23 protein-coding genes and 1 riboswitch are annotated in these 22015 nt (G+C 62.9%); of the genes, 15 read left to right on the top strand and 8 right to left on the bottom strand.

What is annotated here, in order from left to right:
• The first annotated feature begins 93 nt into the window (after window positions 1-93).
• The 8 genes from soxX to JQ611_RS01820 all read left to right on the top strand — a co-directional run bounded on the left by soxX (window position 94) and on the right by JQ611_RS01820 (window position 5859).
• The gene (gene soxX / locus JQ611_RS01855; RefSeq protein ID WP_212267552.1) at window positions 94-417 is read left to right on the top strand and encodes a sulfur oxidation c-type cytochrome SoxX; all 324 of its coding nucleotides are present in this window, start codon (window positions 94-96) and stop codon (window positions 415-417) included.
• 27 nt (window positions 418-444) lie between these two features.
• Complete coding sequence (gene soxY, locus JQ611_RS01850) at window positions 445-951, top strand: thiosulfate oxidation carrier protein SoxY (RefSeq protein WP_212464353.1); 507 nt, start codon at window positions 445-447, stop codon at window positions 949-951.
• Window positions 952-978: 27 nt separating this feature from the next.
• Window positions 979-1290 carry a thiosulfate oxidation carrier complex protein SoxZ gene (gene soxZ, locus JQ611_RS01845; RefSeq protein WP_192735543.1) on the top strand — a complete coding sequence of 104 codons (312 nt, stop codon included), beginning with the start codon at window positions 979-981 and terminating at the stop codon, window positions 1288-1290.
• Window positions 1287-2150: a sulfur oxidation c-type cytochrome SoxA gene (soxA, locus tag JQ611_RS01840; protein ID WP_212464352.1), complete on the top strand. Its 864-nt coding sequence runs from the start codon at window positions 1287-1289 to the stop codon at window positions 2148-2150. The genes soxZ and soxA overlap by 4 nt, the downstream gene beginning before the upstream one ends.
• Window positions 2147-2455, top strand: a complete 309-nt coding sequence (locus tag JQ611_RS01835) for a hypothetical protein (RefSeq protein ID WP_212267363.1) — start codon at window positions 2147-2149, stop codon at window positions 2453-2455. The genes soxA and JQ611_RS01835 overlap by 4 nt, the downstream gene beginning before the upstream one ends.
• Window positions 2456-2483: 28 nt before the next feature.
• Complete coding sequence (gene soxB, locus JQ611_RS01830; RefSeq protein ID WP_212464351.1) at window positions 2484-4226, top strand: thiosulfohydrolase SoxB; 1743 nt, start codon at window positions 2484-2486, stop codon at window positions 4224-4226.
• The gene (locus JQ611_RS01825; protein WP_409363331.1) at window positions 4223-4684 is read left to right on the top strand and encodes a hypothetical protein; all 462 of its coding nucleotides are present in this window, start codon (window positions 4223-4225) and stop codon (window positions 4682-4684) included. The genes soxB and JQ611_RS01825 overlap by 4 nt, the downstream gene beginning before the upstream one ends.
• A gap of 134 nt (window positions 4685-4818) precedes the next feature.
• A complete protein-coding gene (locus tag JQ611_RS01820) occupies window positions 4819-5859 on the top strand; it encodes an MBL fold metallo-hydrolase (RefSeq protein WP_212267358.1) in 1041 nt (346 codons plus the stop codon).
• Between the two features lie 57 nt (window positions 5860-5916).
• On the opposite strand, the gene JQ611_RS01815 is transcribed toward JQ611_RS01820, so the two are convergent.
• Genes JQ611_RS01815 through JQ611_RS01805 form a run of 3 tightly spaced genes read right to left on the bottom strand, consistent with a single transcriptional unit; the run spans window position 5917 to window position 8569 of the window.
• Complete coding sequence (locus tag JQ611_RS01815; RefSeq protein WP_212464350.1) at window positions 5917-6747, bottom strand: ABC transporter substrate-binding protein; 831 nt, start codon at window positions 6745-6747, stop codon at window positions 5917-5919.
• Window positions 6747-7529 carry an ABC transporter ATP-binding protein gene (locus JQ611_RS01810; protein ID WP_212464349.1) on the bottom strand — a complete coding sequence of 261 codons (783 nt, stop codon included), beginning with the start codon at window positions 7527-7529 and terminating at the stop codon, window positions 6747-6749. The genes JQ611_RS01815 and JQ611_RS01810 overlap by 1 nt, the downstream gene beginning before the upstream one ends.
• Window positions 7526-8569, bottom strand: coding sequence for an iron ABC transporter permease (locus JQ611_RS01805; RefSeq protein ID WP_212267352.1), 1044 nt, complete (start codon window positions 8567-8569; stop codon window positions 7526-7528). Before JQ611_RS01805 ends, JQ611_RS01810 begins: the two co-directional genes overlap by 4 nt.
• Window positions 8570-8703: 134 nt before the next feature.
• Window positions 8704-8904: riboswitch (cobalamin riboswitch) on the top strand.
• 113 nt (window positions 8905-9017) lie between these two features.
• Here JQ611_RS01805 and JQ611_RS01800 point away from each other — a divergent pair.
• The 4 genes from JQ611_RS01800 (at window position 9018) to JQ611_RS01785 (ending at window position 13059) form a co-directional block, all read left to right on the top strand.
• Complete coding sequence (locus JQ611_RS01800) at window positions 9018-11297, top strand: TonB-dependent receptor (RefSeq protein WP_212464348.1); 2280 nt, start codon at window positions 9018-9020, stop codon at window positions 11295-11297.
• Window positions 11298-11394: 97 nt separating this feature from the next.
• Window positions 11395-12411: a DUF6925 family protein gene (locus JQ611_RS01795; protein WP_212464347.1), complete on the top strand. Its 1017-nt coding sequence runs from the start codon at window positions 11395-11397 to the stop codon at window positions 12409-12411.
• 115 nt (window positions 12412-12526) lie between these two features.
• Window positions 12527-12775, top strand: coding sequence for a transcriptional regulator (locus JQ611_RS01790; RefSeq protein WP_249132835.1), 249 nt, complete (start codon window positions 12527-12529; stop codon window positions 12773-12775).
• Complete coding sequence (locus JQ611_RS01785) at window positions 12772-13059, top strand: hypothetical protein (RefSeq protein ID WP_249132834.1); 288 nt, start codon at window positions 12772-12774, stop codon at window positions 13057-13059. Before JQ611_RS01790 ends, JQ611_RS01785 begins: the two co-directional genes overlap by 4 nt.
• A gap of 84 nt (window positions 13060-13143) precedes the next feature.
• Here the strand turns inward: JQ611_RS01785 and JQ611_RS01780 are convergent, their stop codons facing one another.
• On the bottom strand, window positions 13144-13383 hold the full coding sequence (locus JQ611_RS01780) for a hypothetical protein (RefSeq protein WP_212267341.1): 240 nt from the start codon (window positions 13381-13383) through the stop codon (window positions 13144-13146).
• Between the two features lie 469 nt (window positions 13384-13852).
• Window positions 13853-15100 carry a hypothetical protein gene (locus tag JQ611_RS01775; RefSeq protein ID WP_212464346.1) on the bottom strand — a complete coding sequence of 416 codons (1248 nt, stop codon included), beginning with the start codon at window positions 15098-15100 and terminating at the stop codon, window positions 13853-13855.
• 192 nt (window positions 15101-15292) lie between these two features.
• On the opposite strand from JQ611_RS01775, the gene JQ611_RS01770 reads away from it, so the two are divergent.
• Entirely contained in the window at window positions 15293-16531 is a 1239-nt protein-coding gene (locus JQ611_RS01770; RefSeq protein ID WP_212464345.1) for an MFS transporter, read from the top strand.
• An 80-nt stretch (window positions 16532-16611) separates the two neighbouring features.
• Complete coding sequence (locus JQ611_RS01765; protein ID WP_212464344.1) at window positions 16612-18354, top strand: amidohydrolase family protein; 1743 nt, start codon at window positions 16612-16614, stop codon at window positions 18352-18354.
• 89 nt (window positions 18355-18443) lie between these two features.
• On the opposite strand, the gene JQ611_RS01760 is transcribed toward JQ611_RS01765, so the two are convergent.
• Together JQ611_RS01760 and JQ611_RS01755 are read right to left on the bottom strand one after the other, a co-directional pair.
• Window positions 18444-18635, bottom strand: a complete 192-nt coding sequence (locus tag JQ611_RS01760) for a hypothetical protein (RefSeq protein ID WP_212267333.1) — start codon at window positions 18633-18635, stop codon at window positions 18444-18446.
• 198 nt (window positions 18636-18833) lie between these two features.
• Window positions 18834-20126 carry an enoyl-acyl carrier protein reductase FabMG gene (locus JQ611_RS01755; protein WP_212267331.1) on the bottom strand — a complete coding sequence of 431 codons (1293 nt, stop codon included), beginning with the start codon at window positions 20124-20126 and terminating at the stop codon, window positions 18834-18836.
• Between the two features lie 178 nt (window positions 20127-20304).
• Between JQ611_RS01755 and JQ611_RS01750 the strand changes: the two genes are divergently transcribed.
• Window positions 20305-20877: an outer membrane protein gene (locus JQ611_RS01750; protein ID WP_212267329.1), complete on the top strand. Its 573-nt coding sequence runs from the start codon at window positions 20305-20307 to the stop codon at window positions 20875-20877.
• 33 nt (window positions 20878-20910) lie between these two features.
• On the opposite strand, the gene JQ611_RS42640 is transcribed toward JQ611_RS01750, so the two are convergent.
• The gene (locus JQ611_RS42640; protein ID WP_312011804.1) at window positions 20911-21951 is read right to left on the bottom strand and encodes an N-acetylmuramoyl-L-alanine amidase; all 1041 of its coding nucleotides are present in this window, start codon (window positions 21949-21951) and stop codon (window positions 20911-20913) included.
• Between the last annotated feature and the right edge of the window lie 64 nt (window positions 21952-22015).

The raw sequence follows: 22015 nt of genomic DNA, 5'->3' as shown, positions 1-22015 counted from the left end.
GGCAAGCAAAGTAGAGTTGGCAAGCTTGAATAGAAATTACGGGAAACGTCCTTGAGCAACACACCTCTAAACAAGCTTGGGCTGATCGCGGCGATGGTGCTGGCGCTATCGATCGGCGCAGCCGCGAGCCCCGCTTCTGCCCAGTCCGCGGCGGCGGAAGGCCAGAAACTGGCCTTCGACCGCAGCAAGGGCAACTGCCTGACCTGCCACGCGATCAAGGGCGGCCAGTATCCCGGCACGCTCGGGCCGGAACTGGTCGACATCAAGAGCAAATACCCCAACCGCGACGAGCTCGTCGCCATTATCTATGACGAAACCAAGCGCAATCCGCTAACGGTGATGCCTCCGTTCGGACGAAACCGGATTTTGACCGACAAGGAAATCAGCGCGGTCGTGGATTTCCTGCAAACATTGTGACGACGCGCCTTTCAGGAGAACTTTCGGATGACAAATACTGACAATGGATTTTCCGCCACGCGGCGCCTGATCCTGCAAGGCGCGGGCGCGGTGGCGCTGGTCGGCCTTGGCAGTTCTTTTGGCAATCTTCCCTTTGGCCTTGCGCCGGCGTTCGCGGCCGCCAACGACAAATATCCGGAAGAGGCGTTCAAGCAGAAGAGCGAAGCCGACGCGATCAAGTCGCTCTACGGCAAGACCGCGGAGGCTTCCGACAAGGTGAAGATGGACGCGCCCGAGATCGCCGAGAACGGCGCGGTGGTGCCGGTATCGGTCACGACGACGCTCGCCGACGTGACCTCGATCTCGTTCCTGGTGGCTGAAAACCCGGTCGCTCTGGTGGCCTCCTACAAGATTCCGGCCGGCACGATGCCGAGCGTTGCCAACCGCATCAAGATGGCGAAGACCAGCAACGTGATCGTCGTCGTCGAAGCCGGCGGCAAGCTCTACAGCGCCACCAAGGAAGTCAAAGTCACCGTCGGCGGCTGCGGCGGTTAAGACACAGATAATCGAAGGATCGAAACAATGGCATCGACCATTCGCGTGCGCGCCACCTCGTCAGGCGAAACCACCGAAGTGCAGGCGCTGATCCAGCATCCGATGGATTCCGGCTTCATCAAGGATTCCAAGGGCGAGCTCATTCCGCCGCATTTCATCCAGCAATTGACCTTCGAATATAACGGCAAGCCGGTATTCACAGCCGATTGGGGCGGCGGCGTCTCCAAGGACCCCTACGTCAAGTTCGCCTTCAAGGGCGGCAAGAAGGGCGACGAACTGAAAGTGAGCTGGGTCGACAACAAGGGCGCCACCGACACCACCACGGCGAAGATTCAATGAAGCTGCGATCCACGATACAGTTCGCGGCGGCGGCGTTCGCGCTGGCTCTGCTGGCGTTCGCCGCGCCGCCTGCGGTCTCCGCCGACAAGGTCGACCCGGTCGCCGACGAGAAAGCGTTCAAGAAATTCTTCTACGACAAATTCCCCAAGCTGAAGCCGGAGGATTTCGTCAACGGTCCCTATTCGATGGACGCGGACCTGTACAAGCAATGGCAGGACAAGGAACAGTTCCCTCCCTACGAGTTCTCGCTCGAACTGGGCAAGGAGATGTTTTCCAAACCGTTCAAGAACGGCAAGACCTATGGCGACTGCTTCCCGAATAACGGCATCGGCATCCGTCAGGACTATCCCTACTTCGACGAGAAAGAAGGCAAGGTCATCACGCTGGAGCTGGCGCTGAACCGCTGCCGCGAAGCCAATGGCGAGCCGCCGTTCTCCTATGTGCGCGACGAGATGGCGGCGCTGACCGCCTATATGGCCTTCACCTCGCGCGGCAAGCCGTTCAACATCAAGGTTCCGAACGATCCGCGCGCGCTGGCTGCTTATGAAAACGGCAAGGAATATTTCTACACGCGGCGCGGCCAGCTCAATTTTTCCTGCGCCACCTGCCATGTGCAGAGCCCGGGCGAGAGGGTCCGCACCGAAGTGCTGGCGCCGGCGCTCGGCATTGTCAACGCGATGCCGATCTATCGCTCCGAATGGAACGGCATGGGCACGACGAGCCGGCGCTTCACCACCTGCAACAGCCAGATCCGCGGCGTGCCGCTGACGCCGCAGGACGATGAATACCGCAACGTCGAGTACTACCTGTCCTATGTCAGCAACGGATTGCCGATATCAGGTCCGGGAGCGCGGCCATGAGGATCACGACACTCACATCGATCGCGGCGTTGCTGCTGCTGGGTGCGACATCGGCGCTGGCCGCAGGCGAGGACGACTACAAGGCCGCCTACGCCGCCGCTGAAGCCGCCAACAAGCAGGCGGCCTCCTTGCGCAATCAATGGACCACGACGGCCTCGACGCTGGCGGCGGCCAAGAAGTTCGCCGACGGCGGCGATTTCGACAAGGCCACCGCATCCGCAAAAGAAGCGGAAGCGCTGGCGAAAGCTTCGATCTTCCAGGCCACCAGCGAGAAGGAACGCTGGAGAGATTTGGAAATACGCTGAGCATTTTTGCGCCGCGCGGAGACTTTGTATGCCGATCCGCCGCCGGGATTTTCTGACGCTAGCAGGCGCGGCTACCCTCGCAGGCGGCCTGCCTCGCCTCGCGCGCAGCGCCGACAGCGTCTACGACCTCGAACGCTTCGGCAATGCGCGCATCCTGCACATCACGGACACCCATGCGCAGCTCAAGCCGGTGTTCTTTCGCGAGCCCAGCGTCAATCTCGGCGTCGGCTCGATGCAGGGCAATCCGCCGCATCTGGTCGGCAAAGCCTTTCTCGACCGCTTCGGCATCCGCCCCGACAGCGCCGACGCCTATGCCTTCACCTGCATCGAATTCGAAAAAGGCGCGCAGCGGTTCGGCAAGCTCGGCGGCTTCGCGCATCTGAAGACGCTGGTCGACCGCCTGCGCAGCGACGTCGGCGCCGGCCGCTCGCTGCTGCTCGACGGCGGCGATCTCTGGCAGGGCACGGGCCTTGCCAATGTCATGCAGGGCGCCGACATGGTCGCCGCCTCGAACCTGCTCGGCATCGACGCAATGACCGGCCATTGGGAGTTCACCTATGGCGAGAAGGCGCTGCGCAGCAATCTCGAGCGCTTCAAGGGCGAGTTCCTGGCGCAGAACGTTTTCCTGACCGAGGAAGCCGCCTTCAACGACGCCAAGGCGTTCGATCCGGCATCGGGCCGCGTGTTCAAGCCGTACACGATCAAGGAGATCGGCGGCCGTCGGGTCGCCGTGATCGGACAGGCTTTTCCTTACGTGCCGATCGCGCACCCCAAACGCTTCACGCCGGACTGGAAATTCGGCATCCGCGACGAAGAGCTGCAGAAGCTCGTCGATGGCTTGCGCAACACCGACAAGGTCGATGCGGTCATTTTGCTGTCGCATAACGGCATGGATGTCGATCTCAAACTCGCCAGCCGCGTCACCGGCGTCGACGTCATTCTGGGTGGTCACACCCACGACGCCGTGCCGCAGCCGATTGCGGTGACCAATCCGGGCGGCGTCACGCTGGTGACCAATGCCGGCTCGAACGGCAAGTTCCTCGCCGTGCTCGATCTGGACATCGGCAAGGGAAAGGTCGCAAACGTGCGCTACCGGCTGCTGCCGGTGTTCTCCGAACTGCTGAAGCCAGATCCGGCGATGCAGGGGCTGATCGACAAGACCCGCGCGCCGCATGCGGGCGACTGGGTCGACAAGATCGCTTCCGCCGATCGGCTGCTCTACCGCCGCGGCAATTTCAGCGGCAGCATGGATCAGTTGATCTGCGACGCACTGCGCGGCGAACTCGATGCCGAGATCGCGCTGTCGCCGGGTTTCCGCTGGGGCACCACGGCGCTGGCAGGCCAGGCGCTGACGATGGAAGACGTGCTGGCGCAAACCGCGGTCACCTATCCCGAGACCTACGTCGTGACCATGACCGGCAGCCAGATCAAGGACGTGCTCGAAGACGTCTGCGACAACCTCTTCAACACCGATCCCTACTACCAGCAAGGCGGCGACATGGTCCGGCTCGGCGGCCTCGCTTATGCCTGCACGCCGGCGGAAAGCGTCGGCAAGCGGATTTCCGAACTGACGCTCGATAATGGCAGCCCGCTGCAAGCCGCCAAGAGCTACAAGGTGGCGGGATGGGCCTCGGTCAACGAACAGACCGGCGCGCCGGTCTGGGATGTGGTGGCGAAGCATCTGAAGTCGGGCAAGCCGCCCAACCGCTCGGCCCCGGGCGTGACGCTGAAAGGCGTCGAAGGCAATCCGGGCATTTCGAAACAGGTATGACAGGCCTTACCACCACCCTGCGCATCATGACCGCGGCGCTGTTGATCGCAGCGACTGCACCGGTCGTGCGCGCCCAGCAGGCGCCGCTGCAGGACAAGCCGTTTGCCGAGCACAAGATCGTGCTGCAGCTTTCGGACAATGACCCGCGCAAGCAGGGTCTCGTGCTCAGCGTCGCCAGCAACCTGATGAAGCACTACGACCCCGACAAGGTCGCGATCGAAATCGTGGCATTCGGCCCGGGCATCGAACTGCTGCGCCCGGAAAATCCCAACCGCAAAATGGTCGAGAGCCTGGTCGCCCAGGGCGCGCGGTTCGATATCTGCCTCAACACCGTCGACACGCTCGAACGCGAGAGCGGCAAACGGCCGGAATTCATCGCGGCTGCGACGCCGGTCCAGGTCGGCGTCGCGCAGATTCTGTTCCTGACCGAGAATGGATATACGCTGGTCAGGCCTTGAATACCGCTGTCCGGCCTTCGGGGAGCAAGACTCCCTCGACAAAGCCATCTCGTGGAGACGAAAGCCGTTTGAGAAGGCGACAAAAATAGAATAATATCCTCCGCGAGACCCAGATAGAGAACGCGGCAGCGACCATGATTTTTCGTCAGCTCTTCGACAGCGTCTCGGGCACCTACAGTTACCTGCTGGCCAGCCGCGCCGGCGGCGAGGCGCTGATCCTCGATCCCGTGCTGGAAAAGGCCGACCGCTATTGCCAGCTGCTGCGCGAACTCGATCTGCGGCTGGTCAAGGCGGTCGACACCCATCTGCACGCCGACCACGTCACGGGCCTCGGCGAACTGCGCGATCGCACCCAGTGCATCACCATCATGGGCGAGCAGAGCAAAGCCGACGTGGTGTCGATGCGCGTCTCCGACGGCGACAAGGTGATGATCGAAGGTTTGAGCCTGGATGCCCTGTACACACCCGGCCACACGGACGATTCCTATAGCTATTTGATGGGCGACCGCGTCTTCACCGGCGACACGCTTTTGATCCGAGGCACCGGCCGCACCGATTTCCAGAACGGCAGCGCGCGGGCGCAATATGATTCGATCTTCAACCGGCTGCTGAAGCTGCCGGATGAGACCATGGTATTCCCCGCCCACGACTATAAGGGCGACACGGTCTCCACCATCGGCGAGGAGAAGCGCTACAATCCGCGCCTGCAGGTCCGCGGCATCGACGAGTATGTCGAGTTGATGAACAATCTCAATTTGCCGAATCCAAAACTGATGGACGTGGTGTTGCCAGCCAACATGCATGTCGGCCTGCACCAGGACGATCTCGCCAAACAGGGCCTCGCACTGTCGGCGCGCGCCGCGATCGACAGTATCGGTAAGCCCGACATCCTGCTGGTCGATCTGCGCGAGGCCAGCGAGCGCGCCAAGCACGGCACGCTGTCGGGCGCCCTGCATGCGCCCTACCCCGGCATCGCCGAAAGCTTAGCGCCGGGCGGCATGCTGCGCGAAGTCGCGGCCGCGACGGGACGGCGCGTGGTGTTCTTCTGCGCGTTCGGCGAACGCTCGGCGATGGCGGTGACCGCCGCCAAGAACGCCGGCCTTGCCAACACGGCCCATATCGAGGGCGGCATCGACGCCTGGAAGAAGGCCGGCGGCCCGGTGGTGATGGGGTAGAATCTTTTGCCGTCGTCCCTGCGAACGCAGAGACGACGAAATAGTCTTTCCGGGACTTCACCGCCCCACCCGCTTCAATTCCGCAGTCAGTACATCCAGCGCTTCCGCCAGCATCACGCCGCCGCATTCGGTCAGCCGTTCCGGAATCACGATGCGTTTTTCCGGCGGATAGAACCGCGCGAGTGCCGGATGCAGCAGAAAGGCCTGGCCGTCGTCGCGCGCGAAATCGCCGGCCTGCGACACCAGCAGCAAATCCGGTTTCTGGCTCACGATCGCCTCGAGTGAAGCGAAGCCGCCGAAATTGAAACCGAGATCACCGGCCGTGTTGAACAGCCCGGTCTCCGCCAGCAGCGAGCCGACAAAGCTGTCGCTGCCCGCGACCCAGCCGCGCCGCGACAGCGGCAGCACCCGATAGTGTTTTGCGGCGACAGCCTGGCGCGCCCGCGCTAACGCCGCATCGAGCAACGCGATCTGCGCCGCCGCGCGATCGGGGTGGCCGACGATATCGCCGAACTCGCGAATCTGGTCCTTCACCTCAGGCAGCGTTCGCGGCACCGGGAGTTCGGCGAGACGCAGCCCATGCGCTTTGAGCAATTCCCGCGTCGAACGCTTGTCGTACAAATTGGCGACGACGATGTCGGGCTTCAGCACCATCACGTCTTCCGCGCCGCCCGACAGTTTTGGATAGCGAGCGACGTCACCGGCCACCCAGGCATCGCGCGAATAACGCGAAAGCCCGAGGATCTGCTCGGGATCGGCCAGCGACAGCAGCAATTGATCGCTGCAGACGTTCATCGACACGATCCGCGGCAGCTTAGCTGATAACGCGGAGCCGCCCGGCATCGCCAGCGCGGCAACCGCCAGCAGCACGGCAAGCCGGCGGCGCATCACAGATCCGCCCACGGCACGATCACGGCCTCGCGCTGGTATTCGGCGCGGTAGGCGCTGATCCGGAACACGTCGGCTATCACCCGCTCCGACAGCGCTTCCACCGGCGCGCCCTGCGACACCAGCCGGCCCTCCTTCAGCACCAGCACATGATCGGCGAATCGTGCAGCCAGGCCGAGGTCGTGCGTCACCACGATGACCAGCACGCCCTTGTCGGCGGTGGCGCGCAAATTCTTCATCACGTCGATCTGATGGCGCGGATCGAGCGAGGCGGTCGGCTCGTCGGCCAATATCACCGGCGCTTCGACCGCCAGCACGCGCGCCAGCGCGACGCGGCTGCGCTCGCCGCCGGACAGTTCGGTGACGCGGCGTTCGCTGAATTCCACCACATCGACCGCCTGCATCGCGCGCAATACGGCTTCAGTATCCTTTGGCGACAGCCGCGCCGGATCGGTCGCGCCGTGCGGATAGCGGCCGAGCGCCACGATATCGCGCGCCGGCAGTGGCCAGTGCACGATGTGGCCCTGCGGCAGATAGGCAAAGCGTTTTGCGCGTTCACGCAGCGACAGATCGGCCAGCGCATCGCCGCCTATATGGATACTGCCTGAGGACGGCAGCAGCCCCGACAGCGCCCGCAGCAGCGTGGTCTTGCCGGCGCCGTTCGGTCCGACCAGGGCGACCAGATGACCCGCGGTCAGCGACAGCGATACATCGCTGAGCACATGGCGGCCGGCCAATGTCACGTTTACGCCCTGCGCCGTGAGAAGCGTTGCTTCGCTCATGCGACACCTCCCCCGAGCGCGCGGCGTTCGCGCGCGATCAGATAGAGGAAGAACGGCACGCCGATGATCGAGGTCAGCACGCCGACCTTGATGTCGCTGGTCGAGGGAATGATCCGCACCGCGATGTCGGCGGCGAGCAGCAGCGCCGAGCCTGCCAGCGCACTCGGCACCAGCAGCCGCGCCGGATCATGACCGATCAACGGCCGCATCAGATGCGGCGCGACGAGGCCGATGAAGCCGATGGTGCCGGTGACCGCAACCGCGCCGCCGACCCCAAGCGCAACGCCGGTGATCACGATCAGCCGCAGGCGCCCGACATCGACGCCGAGGCTCTGCGCGGTCTCCTCACCGAGGCTGAGCGCGCGAAAGGAATGGCGCTGGCTGAACAGGATAATACCACCGGCAACGATGAACGGCAGCGCCAGCATCACGTGCTGAAAACTGCGATCCTCCAGCGATCCGAGCAGCCAGAACGCGATCTCCAGCACCACGAAGGGATTGCTGGAGAGGTTCATCACCAGCGCGGTGGCGGCGCCCGCCAGACTCGAAATCGCAAGGCCCGCCAGGATCAGGATCAGCAGCCCGGCATTGCGGCCGGCGATCGTCAAGAGCACGAACACCGATCCGAAAGCGGCCATGATCGCCACCACCGGCAACGCATAGGAGCGCACATCGGCCCACCCCAGCGCGATCACCAGCACCGCGCCGAAGGCGGCCGATTGCGGCGCGCCGAACAGCGAGGGCGAGGCCAGCGGATTGCGCAGCAGGCCCTGCAGCGACGCGCCTGACATTCCCAGGATGGCGCCGATCGCCAGCGCCAAGATGGTCCGCGGCAGGCGGATTTCCCGCACGATCACCTGCGACACATCGCTGCCGCCGCCGAGGAGAGCTTCCATCACCGCCAGCGGCGACAGCCGCACCGGCCCGATGCCGAGCGAGATCAGCACCAACAGCCCGACGAGGCCGGCGAGCGCGGCCGTCACGCCAATCCGGCGCCGCGCGGCCTCCTCGTTTGCAGCAATGATGGTCTCAACACTCATCGATCGTCCCCGGACGGTCAGCCCGTACCGCACAACGCGTTCGAACGGTACTGCTCATGCGACATAAAAGACGCACTCGTCCAGTGAGGATCGCAGGCGAGGCCTGATGGGATTGACTCTATCTTTGACAAACTTCTACCATAATTTTCGACGGTTCCCGTTTTGGGGATCAAAAGGGAATGCGGTGCGGGGACAGTCCCCCAATTCCGCGGCTGCCCCCGCAACTGTAAGCGGTGAATCTTTCGTCCTACGCCACTGGGATTCTCGGTCCTGGGAAGGCGACGAAAGGTAACGACCCGCAAGCCAGGAGACCTGCCGTCAGCCGTGGTCACACGCGAAGATGTCGGTCGGGGAGTACAGGCATTAGTTTCACCAGAGCTGCTTACAGCACGATGGTGGGACTTGGTTCGCTGTGACGTGCCACTGACGTCATACCGAGGCCTGAACCATGTCTTCCACCACCACTGCCGCCAAGCGGTGCCGCCGTCTTTTGCTGGCGTCCAGTTTTCTGGCGCCGATCATGGCGCTCACCAATTCCGGCGCGCAGGCCCAGCAGACCGCCACAGCGGATCAACTGCCGGCGATCGAGGTCAACCCGCCCGGCGACCAGAACCGGACCCGCGCCAAACCCGCTTCCGATCAAGGCTCGGGCACGCGCCGCGTCGTCGCGCCGAACCCGAGGCCGTCAAGCAATCGGAACCCTGCGCCGGGGACCGGCTCGAACGTCGCGTCACAAGGCGATGGCCAGGGCGGCGGCGGAACGCCCGTCCGGCAATTCGCCGGCATCGTCGGCACATCGGCGACCGTCATCACGGCTGAAGAGATCGCGCATTCACCCGCGCAGACCTTGCAGGAAATCATCGCGCAAACACCGGGCGTGCAGCTCACCAGCCTGTATGGCGGCGTCAACGGCGCGAAGACCAGCGTCGATCTGCGCGGATTCGGCGCGTTTGCGACCTCCAACACCCTCGTGCTCATCAACGGCCGCAGGCTCAATGACGTCGACATGGCCGGTGTCGATTTTTCGACCATCCCGCGCGATTCGATCGAGCGCATTGAAATCACCCGCGGCAACAGCGGCGCGGTGCTGTACGGCGACAATGCGGTCGGCGGCGTCGTCAACATCGTGCTGAAAAACGGCGTCGGCGGCCCGCCGGTCGCGATCCGCGGCGAAGCCGGCGTCGGCTCCTTCAACCAGCGCATGGCCTCGGTCTCGGCGGCGACCAATTTCGGTGCGTGGTCGACGTCGTTCTACGGCAACGCCATCAAGTCAGACGGCTACCGCGTCAACAACACGCTCGACCAGCGCAACGGAGTCGGCAACCTCAACTACACCACGCCCGGCCTCACCGCCTTCGTAACCGTTACCGGCGACGATCAGAAGCTCGGCTTCCCCGGCGGCCGCATCGTCGATCCCTCGATCGGCGTCAACGAACTGGTCACAGCCCGCACCGGCACCAGCACGCCGTTCGACTACGGCAATCAGCAGGGCGCCAGCGCCACCGCCGGCTTCACCAAGACCCTGTGGAACGGCGTCGATCTCATCATCGATGGCGGTGTGCGGGACAAGAAACAGCAGGCCGCGTTCTTCAATCCCTTCGCCAACAGTTACGTCGACAGCCATCTACAGACATGGTCCCTGACGCCTCGATTGAGCGTCAAGAATGTAATGTTCGGACTACCCTCTTCGATCCTGACCGGCATCGATTATTACGATGCGACGTTCCATCAGGAGCGGCCGGAATTCAAGGGCACACCGCCGATCCATACTTACGATCTGTCGCAAAGAACGATCGCCGGCTATTGGCAGCAAACCCTTGGGCTGTTGCCGACAACGGATTTTTCGTACGGCGCGCGAATCCAGAACACCAGCCTGAGTGCGCGGGACCGTCTTAACGATCCGCCGAATTGCGCCCTGTTTTTTACGTGCGGCGCTCAGAACCTTCCGCTGGATAGCAGCGAAGTCCAGCACGCGCTGCATGTCGGCCTCGAACATCGCTTCAACAATATCGTCTCGGTATTCGGCCGGGCCGCCCGCGCGTTCCGCACGCCGAATGTCGACGAGAGATTGTCCTCCGGACCCTCCTTCGATCCTGTCTTCTTCACCCCAATTCCCGGCACCTTCCAGCTGAAAACCCAGACCTCGCACGACGTCGAAGGCGGCTTCCGCATCAAGTCGGGCGGATTCCAGATGCAATCGAGCATCTACAACATGGACCTCGAGAACGAGATCCATTTCGTCCCCGCGCTGTTCTACAACGTCAACCTCGATCCGACCCGCCGTTACGGCTCGGAAACCAGCGCCTCGCTTCGCATCAGCGACAGCGTGCTGCTGCGCGGCGGCGTGGCCTACACCCGGGCGGTGTTCCGTGAAGGGCAGTTCGCCGGCAATGACGTTCCGCTGGTGTCCCGCTACACCGCCAGTGGCGGCGTGACTTGGAACATCTGGCAAAATTATCTGGTTGCGGACGCCACGGTGCGCGGCTGGAGCGAGCGCTACATGGACAACGACCAGAAAAATACCCAGCGCCGCATCCCGGCCGATGCCACCATCGACTTCAAGCTGAGCGGGGCATATCAGCACTTCTTCTGGTCGGTGAGCGTCAACAACGTGCTCAACGCGCTGTACTACGACTATGCGATCGCAAGCTCGTTCACCGACGGCCGCTTCAGCGCCTATCCGCTGCCGGGCCGGACCTACATGGTGAAGGCCGGCGCGACGTTCTGAGCCCGGACGCCGGTCCGGGGCCCGCTCCGGACCGGCTTGTCCTGACCTGACAAGCCAGTATTCTCTTTGGCCCCGAGGGTTAAGGGAATGCTGGTTGATGCATGATGTTTCCGCCGTCGCGGCGATCGATCTGTTGCAGCGGGAAATCGCCGATCCCGACACGCAATGGAGCCTCGGCACGTTCGGCGCCATCGCCGAATTCGCACGCGACCGCGACGAGCCGGTGCGGCTGACGCAATCGATCGAGGCCGTTGCAGCCGTGACGCCGCGCGGCGGCATTGCGCTGAAACCGGGCGGCAACAGCCGGCCGTTCGCCTCCGAGAGCATCACCAAGTCAGGCTGGAGCCATCGGATCGCGCTGTGCCTGCCGTCAGGCGATTGTGCAATGAACGGCCGCAACGCGCTGACGGAAATCGGCGCCGATCACGAGGCGCTGCGGCCGGAGGACCGCGAATCCATCCTGTTCGATCTCGGCCTCGGCGCGCTGCAGGCGGATTTTTGCGTGCGCGTCAGTAACCCCCGTCTCGCCACGCGGCTGCGCGAACTCTGCGGCCGCGCCATCTTCGAACACGACAATCCCGCAATGGGGATGATCCTTGGCGCGAACCCGCATCGCGTCTTCATCAGCCGGCTCGGCCGCATCGAGGTCTATCAGCCGATCCCGCCGCCCTCGGGCAAGAGCCCGGAAGGGCCGCACACGCACGTGCTGCCAAGACTCCTGAAAAGCGGCCGGACCCATGCCGCGACCGAGCCGGTTCCCGACGGCTGGATTCCCTGCGCGCACATCTATCCGCCGCATCCGTTGCGTGACGGAATGGGCGAAGCCCGGCCGTTCGACCGGACACGTCACCAGCGTTTTCAACGGATCCTGGCGGCGTGCGGCGATCCCGAAGCGCTCGCGATCAAGCAGCGCGTCGTCGATGCGGTGCTGGCGGGGGAACCGCCGGCGGCGATCGCCGGCGACCGTCACGGCCGCGCCGGCATCCGCATCGCGCTGCGCCAGGTCAAAGCCGAAGGTCAGGCGTCAACGACATTGGCAGCCTGGCTGGCCACTTTCGACCAGAGCGGTCCTGAAGACGGCGATGACCCCACCGCCCTTCACCATCAGGGCTGAATCAACGCGATAACGGGGCGTTTTCGACCCAAATTCGCCCCCTCAGCGGCGCAATCCATGGTATTACCGCCGAAACACCGCCCGACGGCATGCGTCGCGGTTCCAGAGGTATATGATGAACGACGAACCGAAGAGTCCGGCCGAAATGAAAGAGATTCGGCTGCACCGCAAGCGTACCCAGGAGGTCGAGGGCATCAAGGCGATGGCCGAGATCGCGGCCTCCGACATCGCGATTCGCAAGCGGACTGAAAAGCTGCGCGCGCTGCGGCTGGCCAAGGAAGCTGAAGACCTTGCCAATCCGCCCGAACCGAAGGCCAAGCCTAAAGCGAAAGCCAAAGTGGCGAAGAAGGCTAACGTAAAATGACGAAAGATGATCGCGACCGCGCCCAGGCGCGTCTGGATAAAACCACCCGCGCAGCCCAGGACGCGCGGTCCGGCAAGGCCGACCGCGATGCGGCCTCGAGGGCCATGCTCGACAATATGGCGAAGCTGAAGGCGTTGCGGCTTGCCCGCGAGGCCGCCGCACCTCCGGCTCCCGTCAAGGCAAAGAAGGCAGCGGCCAAATCGAAGAAGCCGGGCGAGAAGCGCCCGACCCCCGCGTTGGGCGATTGGCTGGCGAGCCAGCAAAGCGGCGGACGACGGACTTAACATCGAAGACCTTGAGCTGAGCTCCTTGAGCTCAGCTTTGAAGTCCAGTCTTGAAGTTCAGTCTAAAAATTCGGTCTTGCAGCGTTACGCCGGTGGCCAATGGATCATCGAGCGCGTCTTGGTCTCGGCGTCATAGACCTGCACTTGCAGCATCTGGAATTTGTTCTTGAGCGCCGTGCCCGCCTCTTCGGCGGCTTCGACCGTGTCGTGGTGCGATTTGAAGTGACCATCCACGACAAGCGAATATCCATTGGTCGGCGCCTTGTCGGCGCGAATGATCTTGCGCGGCTGCTGTTCTTCGGTCTCGATGCGAGGCTTCTTCATTTTGGCTCCGTGTGATTGCCCCGTTTGAAGCAATATCGGCAAAAAGGGCAAGGAAAATTCGTGTTGCTGCCGCTAGTATAATGCGCAAAGTCGGTCGTATTACGGTGAATGCGTCAATTCGTCCGGATAAAGCCGGTTGAGCCGGCAAAAAGGCGCGATATGGGCGGAAACGGCAAAAAGAGCGAGCCTCCCAGGCAGGACAACGACAAGCCCGTGAAGCCGAAAGGCCCGCCTGTCGAGGACGACGATTACGAGGATGGCGACATCGCCACGCCCAAGCACGACCGCCACGGCACTGACGACGAGCCGTTGTGAATTCCATGTCGTCCCGGCGAACGCCGGGACCCATACGCCGCGGCCGTTGCGATACGGCAAGCGGCTAGAGACTCCTAAACAACAAACGTCGGTGGCTATGGGTCCCCCGATGCGCATTTGCGCATCTGAGCTCAAGGCCGGGACGACGCGAGATCTAACCAAACCCATCGCTTTCGATCTTCCGGATACTCCCGACATCGAGCAGATGCGCGCCAAAACCGCCGCGCGCCAGCTTGATCGCTGACGACGGCGAGGCCAGCAGAAATGCAGCGGTCATCGCCAACGGCACGGCGCTGAACCAGTCCAGCCGTACCGGCGTGAGTTCTTCGCGGCTGCCAGCATAGGGTCCGCTGGCGGTAAACACCCGGCCGCATTCCCGGATAATATCGCCCCGCGTACCGCCGCGCGATGCGCAACCGAGCAGCGCCTGCATCGCCAGATGCGTGAGCACGCCCTCGCGGCTTTCCGGCAGCGGCTCCGGCGTCTCGCCTTGCGAGACACGCAGCAATAACCCAACGAGATCGATGCCGGCGCGGTAGGCGTTGACCGGCTCGACCAGCCGCGGGTTGCAATCGATCAGGAGCGGCGCCGTACCATCGTCGGGCATGATAAAATCGACCGACAACGCACCGTGCCAGCCGAGTTGCCCGCCGATCGTCTCGAGATAGGCGCGCACCATCGGCCGGCCCACGCTTTGCTTGATCGCCTCGCCGCCACCGACGCCGGCAGCGACTTGCCGATAGGCATGAAAGCCGACCAGCCGTCCCCGGCAAAACACCGACTGCGCCTTCTCGGTGGTGCCCGAGATGAGGTCCTGCGCCAGCACCTCGCCCGCGAACGCATCGCCGGCGTCGAGATCACACAGTGCTATTTCCAGATCATCCGTATTGCGCACGAACCAGACGCCGCGGCTTGCGGTGCCGATCGAGGTCTTGACCACGGCTGGAAAACCGATGGCGTCGCGCAGCGCGCGTGCAGATTTCACGATCCGCGTCGGCGGCTGCGGCAGCTTCCATTGATCGAGCAACCGGCTGAATCCGGCCTTGCTGTGCGCGGTGCGATAGCTCTCGAATGAAGGCAGCGCAACACCGGTACGGCCTTCCAATCGAGCGAGCATCCGCGCAAACAGAAAACCCTGCTCATGCGTCGGCAGCAGCACGTCGAAACGTTCGCGCGCCAGCAATTGTTCGACAAACGCCAGAAATCCGGCGGGGTCTGTGCGCAGGCCCGGGCAGCGGTGAAATTTGCGGACGAAGCGTGAGAACCGCGCCAGGCAATGGGCGGAGGGATCGCAAACCTCGACATGATGGCCCGACAGGCCCAGTATCGTGATGGCCTCGCGGGCTGAGGTACTGGAACCTTCTGACACCAGCACCCGGAGCGGCTTCCCCGGATCGATCATGCCGGATCATTGCTGCGCCCGCCGACTTTGTCCCTGAACTTATTGACGCATTTGGCCCCTTCCGCACCCTGCGCCGGGGCAGCCATGCAGCGGTATTCATGGACAAATAACGGCTAATCACTATTTTCGGCGAGCATTTTCGCAAAGCCAGCCTTTGCCGGGCCGTAGATCGAGACGGGGTTTGACGCTGATATGGTCGATGTTCTGACCGCACCGCAACACGTGAAAGCGGATGGTTCTCTGCGCACGCTGGCGGGAATTTCGGTGGCCCATTGGGTCAGCCATTTCCATATCTTCGTGTTGCCGATGCTGTTTCCTTATCTGAAGGCACAGCTCGGCGTCGGCTATATCGAGCTCGGCTTCGCCCTGACCGTGTTCGGATTGGTGTCCGGCCTGACCCAGGCGCCGATCGGCTATCTCGCCGACCATATCGGCGCGCGCAAGGTGCTGTTAATCGGCCTTTGTGTCGGCGGCCTGGCGCTGATCATACTCGGCATGCATCTGAGCTACACGTCACTGATCGTCTGCGCCGCGCTGCTTGGTCTCGCCAACAGCGTCTATCACCCCTGCGATTACGCCATCCTCTCCACCCATATGGATGAAGCGCGGATGGGCCGCGCGTTTTCGATCCACACTTTTGCGGGCTTCCTCGGCGGCGCAGTGGCGCCCGCGATCATGGCGGCACTCGTCGCTTGGGTCGGAGGTCTCGGCGCGCTGATCGTGGCCGGCGCGGTCGGACCTGTGGTAGCGCTGCTGTTGATCGCCGTCGGCATTCCCGATGCGAGTTCGGCCGACCGCAAGACCGATGGCGCGGTCGCACCCCAGCAAAGCGTCATTACGTCGGCGATCATCATGCTGACGTTCTTCTTCATGCTGCTTGGTCTCTCCAACGCCGGCATCAGCAATTTCGGCGTGGTCGCGCTGATGAGCGGCTATGGCGTGACATTCTCGGCCGCCAATATCGCGCTGACGGCGTTTCTCGGCGCCAGTGCGGCGGGCGTGCTGGCCGGCGGTTATCTCGCCGACCGCACCACGCGCCACGGACAGGTCGCCGCCGCCTGCTTTGGGATCAACGCCATCATCATGCTGGTGATCGCGACGACCACCTTGCCGTCGGTGGTGCTGACCGCGGCGATGGGAATTGCCGGGTTCCTCGGCGGCGTGATCGCGCCCTCCCGCGACATGCTGGTGCGCAACGCCGCCCCTCCAGGTGCGGCCGGCCGCGCTTTCGGGATCGTCTCCACCGGCTTCAACTTCAGCGGCATTCTGAGCCCGCTATTGTTCGGCTGGATCATGGACCAGCACCTGCCGCATTGGGTGTTCGGCGCCTCCGTCGCCTTCATGGTCCTGACGGTACTGCTCGCATTGATCACCGACCGCAAACCGAAAACGCGGTCGGAGGGCCCGGTCACAAGCGTGATGCATTCCTGAACCTCAATCCCCGCGGTTGACTGCATCGGGGGATATCAGATGATGCAGTCAACAAAATTTCAAACCCGGGATGAATCGCCATGACCAGTTCCCATGATCTCGTGATCCGTGGCGGCAATATTGCCGATGGCAAGGGCGGCGACCTCTATGAAGCCGATATCGCCATCTCGGGCGGCCGCATCACCGAGGTCGGCAAGGTTTCCGGGAAAGGCAAGGAAGAGATCGACGCCCGGGGCAAACTGGTCACACCCGGCTTCGTCGACGTCCACACCCATTATGACGGCCAGGTCACCTGGAGCCAGGAGATTACGCCGTCGTCGCAGAACGGCGTCACCACAGCGATCATGGGCAATTGCGGCGTCGGCTTCGCGCCGTGCCGGCCGAGCGACCATGTCCGCCTGATCCAGCTGATGGAAGGCGTCGAGGATATTCCGGAGCCGGTGTTGAGCGCCGGCATTCCCTGGGCCTGGGAAAGCTTTCCGGATTACATGGAGTGGCTGTCGAAAAGGAATTTCGACATGGATGTCGGCGCGCAGCTGCCGCACGCGGCCTTGCGTGTCTATGTGATGGGTGACCGCGGCGCGCGCCGCGATCCCTCCACGCCTGACGACAACAAGGCGATGGCGGCGCTCGCCGCCGACGCCGTGCGCGCGGGCGCACTCGGTTTCTCGACCTCGCGCACCCTCAACCACCGCACATCGACCGGCGACTACACGCCGACCTTGAAGGCCGGCGAGGACGAGCTGACCGCGATTGCCGCCGCGATGCACGGCCAGGGCCGCAGCGTGCTGCAATTCGTGCTCGATCTCTCCACCCTCAACGAAGATCTGCCGATGATGCTGCGGGTGGCCGAGAACACCAAAATCCCGGTGTCGTTCTCGATCACGCAAAACGACAAGGCGCCGCAGCGCTGGCGCCAGACGCTCGACACCATCGCGGAGGCTTCCGCGCGCGGCCTGTCGATCACCGCGCAGATCGCCGCCCGCCCGGTCGGGCTGATGCTGGGCCTCGAATTGTCGCGCAACCCGTTCCAGACCCATCCGAGCTATCAGGCGATCGCGAAACTGCCGTTGAAGGAGCGGCTGGCACGTTTGCACCAGGCGGAAGTGCGCGCCGCGATCCTGAGCGAACACGCGACCGCGACCGATGACCCGCTGTTCTTCCGGCCGAACTACGACAAGATGTATCTGCTCGGCAATCCCCCTGATTACGAACAGCCGCCGGAAAATACGTTGGGCGCGCAGGCCCGCCGCTTGGGCAAGCAGGCGGAAGAGCTGGCCTACGACGCGATGCTCACCGACGACGGCCGCGGCATGCTCTACGTGCCGTTCCTCAATTATGCCGACGGCAATCTCGATGCGACGCGCGAGATGCTGCGCAACCCGAACGCGGTGCCGGGCCTTTCCGACGGCGGCGCGCATTGCGGCATCATCTGCGATGCAAGCTTCCCGACCTACCTTCTGACGCACTGGACCCGCGACCGCAGCCGCGGCGAAAAACTCTCGATCCCGTTCGTGGTCGCGGCGCAGTCGCGCAAGACCGCGCTCTCGGTCGGTCTCTACGATCGCGGCGTGATCGCGCCGGGCTTCAAGGCCGACGTCAACGTGATCGACTACGACAAATTGCATCTGCATCCACCGAAGGTACATTACGATTTGCCGGTCGGCGGCCGCCGGCTGATGCAGCAGGTCGACGGCTATGACGCCACCATCGTCTCCGGCGTGGTGACGCAGCGTAGCGGCAAGGCCACCGGCGCACGCCCCGGCAAACTGGTGCGCGGCGCGCAGGGTATCCAGCCGAAGTTCGGCGCGGCGGCGGGCTGACGCAGGTTCGGCTTAGCCGCAATCGAGGTCGATCGCGTTACCGCGCTTCGACACCCAACGTCGCAACGCTCGTTCCAACTCGTCGCAGATCAGGCGCCGCCAAACTTGGACGGATCATTGTAGCTCGGGGTCTGGTCCTGCAGCACGGGCGGGAAGCGCGGGTCCACAGGCTGGACGGGACGGACAATGACATGTCGCGGCTTGGCGTGATGCACCTTCTTTGCGGCGCTGGCAGAAGCACTAAAGGCGATCAAAACACCTAGGGCCAACACAAAACGCATCGCAAATATCCTTTAATCAGCTACCCCGTTTGATCAGCTACCCCGCTTCCCATGTGTAGGGCGGAACGCAGCGCCGCAATCTGTGACGGCATCAGGATCGCTCAAATCGGGGTGATCGCAAGGCACAGGCGCACGCCCGGGCAAACCGCTGCGCGGGGGCGCAGGGGTGTCACAACCGAAGTTTGGCGCCTCGGCGCGTCAGGCCTTGGTCGCAGCCTCAGTCACGAACTGATGACCGACCCACCATACGGATTGGCGGGGATTCAATGCCTCATGCAGCATGGCGTATCCGCAGGCCTTGAACACGATTTCGCTCAGCGCCGCCGTGAGAAGCTTGCGGCCGTCCTTGTGCATGTCGATAATTGCTTTCGACGTGGCGTGCATCAATTCCATCTGCTCGGGACCATTGTGCTGCGGCCATTGTTCGAACTTGGTCCAGCGCTGAATAATGTCTGACCGGAAATAATTGTCGGTGAGCTCGATCAGTGCCTCAAGGCTGTGCTCGGGCTTCAGCAGGTCAGAACACTCGGCCAGAAGTTTTTTGGTAACCGGATGATCGGGCGCCTCTTTTTTGAAGGCGGCGAGAAGCGGATAGAGCGCCACTTCAACACCCAGAAATATCGAGCTTGAATTGGTCAGTATCTCCGGCGCATTGAAGACACTCGCTTTCACGCCATCCGCGGTCGCGCGCCGCGCGATATTCTCGAGTTCGATTTTCGCGAAACCCTGCAGGTAGGGTGAGTAGCTCTGCCAGTGATACTCGCCGGCAATAAGGATCTCGGTGCCATGATAGCCGTAGGCCACGTAAGAAACCTGACCGCCGTTCTTGGCGACGCTGTCGCGCAGCCCGGAACTCAGTTCGATCAGATCCGAAAGGCTATTCGCGCTCACATCCATAAAGCTCATTTCGCAGAGCCGGCCGAGGTCGCCTTCCCAAAATTCCTTGGAAGAGGTCGCGGTCCCTTTGAAGACCCGGTTCATCACGGGCATCATGATCTTCGCGCGCGGAACTCCGCCGGCCATGGTGTGAGCGATCAGGACCTTGGCGCCATCGGGAATTTGCTTTTGCAACTCGACCAGATATTGCTGCACGCGCACGCGAAAATTTTCGCGGCCGGCTTTGCGCGACTCTTCCACCTGCGCAAGATCAACCGTGGCCTTGTCCCACTCGCTGAGTTTTAAACCCTTGAGCTGGTCGCATGGGCTGAGACCCTTGCTCGATTTTGCCAGATCGAATCCGCATTCCAAGGGAACGTTGACCAGCGGCTGGTCTTTCTCGGCCAACTCTTCCGCTGTCAAAGGCCGCAGCTGCTCATTTTCATCGCGGCGTCCGACCGTGCCATAGATGACTGTCATCCCGGCCTTCTTGGCTTCATCGATCAGGCCGTTGACGTAACCTCGGGCAAAGACCTCGCCGAAAATGACCAGAACGTCGTTTTTGCCATAGCCTGAAACGGGGTTGACCTGACGAAGCGGTTCGAACTTTTGCACGCGGATATCCTTGGCTGGAGAGGTTCTTCGAATACTAACAAATTGACCGGTACCAAGTACATCGGTTCCATCCTGAACCCAAGCATGAACCCAAGTATCGATACGCTGTCGATACGCGCCGTGCTGGCATTCCCCATACCCGGAGGGTATAATTTGAGGGAATTTGGCGATGGTACGAATGTCGATTTTTACAGGCAGATTAGGTCTCGCGCTCGTCCTGGCGGCGCTCTGTCTGGGCGGGCGGACGGCCCATGCCCAGGCCGCCCCCGTGCCATATTGGAGCCCGAGTTGGCCCCTCGGCTTTGGCGGGACCCTGCCCTCCGACCAGGACTCCCCGACGCGCTACAATTTCCAGAACGGCATGTTTATCAGCGGCACCAGCATTCCTGCGGGAATGAACTGGAACGGCATCAACCAGGCTGGAGCGTTCGGCAATTTCGGCTCGCTCCGTTACGAGGGTATGCAGGCCGGCTACAATTTCGGAAGCCCGGGCGGGTTACCCGTTTCGCTCTATGCCGGGTTCGAAACCTTGAAATACGATAGCGGCATCGGCGGTCCGTTTGCGGCGTTCGACAAGAAGTCCGGCACATTGCCGGGCTATCGCGCGAATGCCGGCATCGAATTTCAGCCGGCGCCGAATCTTAGCCTGTCACTCGGATTCGGCTACACCCAGCGGTCCGGGAGCATCCCCATCGACAGCGAAATCAATTCGCTGCCCGGCGCTTCGATTATCCCCAGCGCTCCCCGCTGACGCAGGGCTTCCGGCCAACTCCGGTCGTCGCCATCAGAGCGGACCGAGGATGCCCCATCGACGATCGCAATATTCCTTGATGGCCGCGGCGACACCGCTGCTGATGATGTCCCGGCGTTCGGCTGAGTCCATCTGGAGCTCTTCGTCCCGGTTGATGATCGAGCCCGCCTCCAGCAGCACGGCAGCCATCCTGGTCTTTTTCAGCACGATGAGCTTGTCATAGCTGTAGACACCGGTTTCCTTGTTCAGCAGCGGATGCTGGTAGCGGCCCATGATGGGCTGCGAATATTGCTCGGCATATTTCAGGCCCTGGGCCTTCATTTCCTTCGCCAGCAGCTCGGCGATCGAGAGGCTCGCCTTGTATTCCGGGTTGTTGCTGGAAACGAAAACGGAATAGCCGCTGAAGCGGTCGCTGAAACGGCTTTTCCTGCCGCCGAATTCCCAGTCCTCCAGGAATTTCTTGGGCACCGAGTCATGGTGGATCGACAGGAACAGATTCGCGGGCAGATTGTTCGCTGCGGCGACGCGCTTGACCAGGCTGGCCCTCGCCTTGCCTTCGGTCAGCAGTAACTTCGTCTCGGTAAAGCCTTCGGCCTTCAGTTTCTCTTCGATCCGCTGCGTCAGCCGCAGATTGTAGACGAACTCGGAAACGTTGCGGGCGCTGATCGCGCCTTCCGATTGGGCGGTATGCCCCACATCCAGAACGATCCGGAACTTTGACGGTTCGCAGGTGGTTGCGACCGTCTTCGAAACCGACGGCTTGGCCGTCGCCTTTGGGGCAACAGCCTTCGCCGTGCGGTGCTTGGGCGCGGCGGCAGGCTTCGCTACCCTGGCAGGCTTTGCAGCGGCCGGCTTTGGCGCGGCGGCGCGCTTTGGCGATGGACTCTGCTTTGGCGCCTGACGCTTTGGCGATTGAGCCTGCTTTGACGTGCCCTTGAAGACGTCCGACAGCCAGCCGGCATGGCTGACCTCGACCGGCAGAAGCAGCAAGGCGACCATCGCGGCGGCGGTGGTGCGGCGGCGGGGCCAACCGCCAAAGCCTGACTGGTCGAATGTTTTCCCTGACGACGGCAATCCCCACTCTCCCCCAGAGTGACTTCTATGCGCGCTTCATGACCGCATCGGACAGCATCGGCCG

The sequence above is a fragment of the Bradyrhizobium sp. AUGA SZCCT0182 genome, from assembly GCF_018130185.1.
Classification (GTDB): Bacteria; Pseudomonadota; Alphaproteobacteria; order Rhizobiales; family Xanthobacteraceae; genus Bradyrhizobium.
Note: the sequence above shows the minus strand (reverse complement) of the source record. Positions and strands in the feature narration are given on the sequence as shown.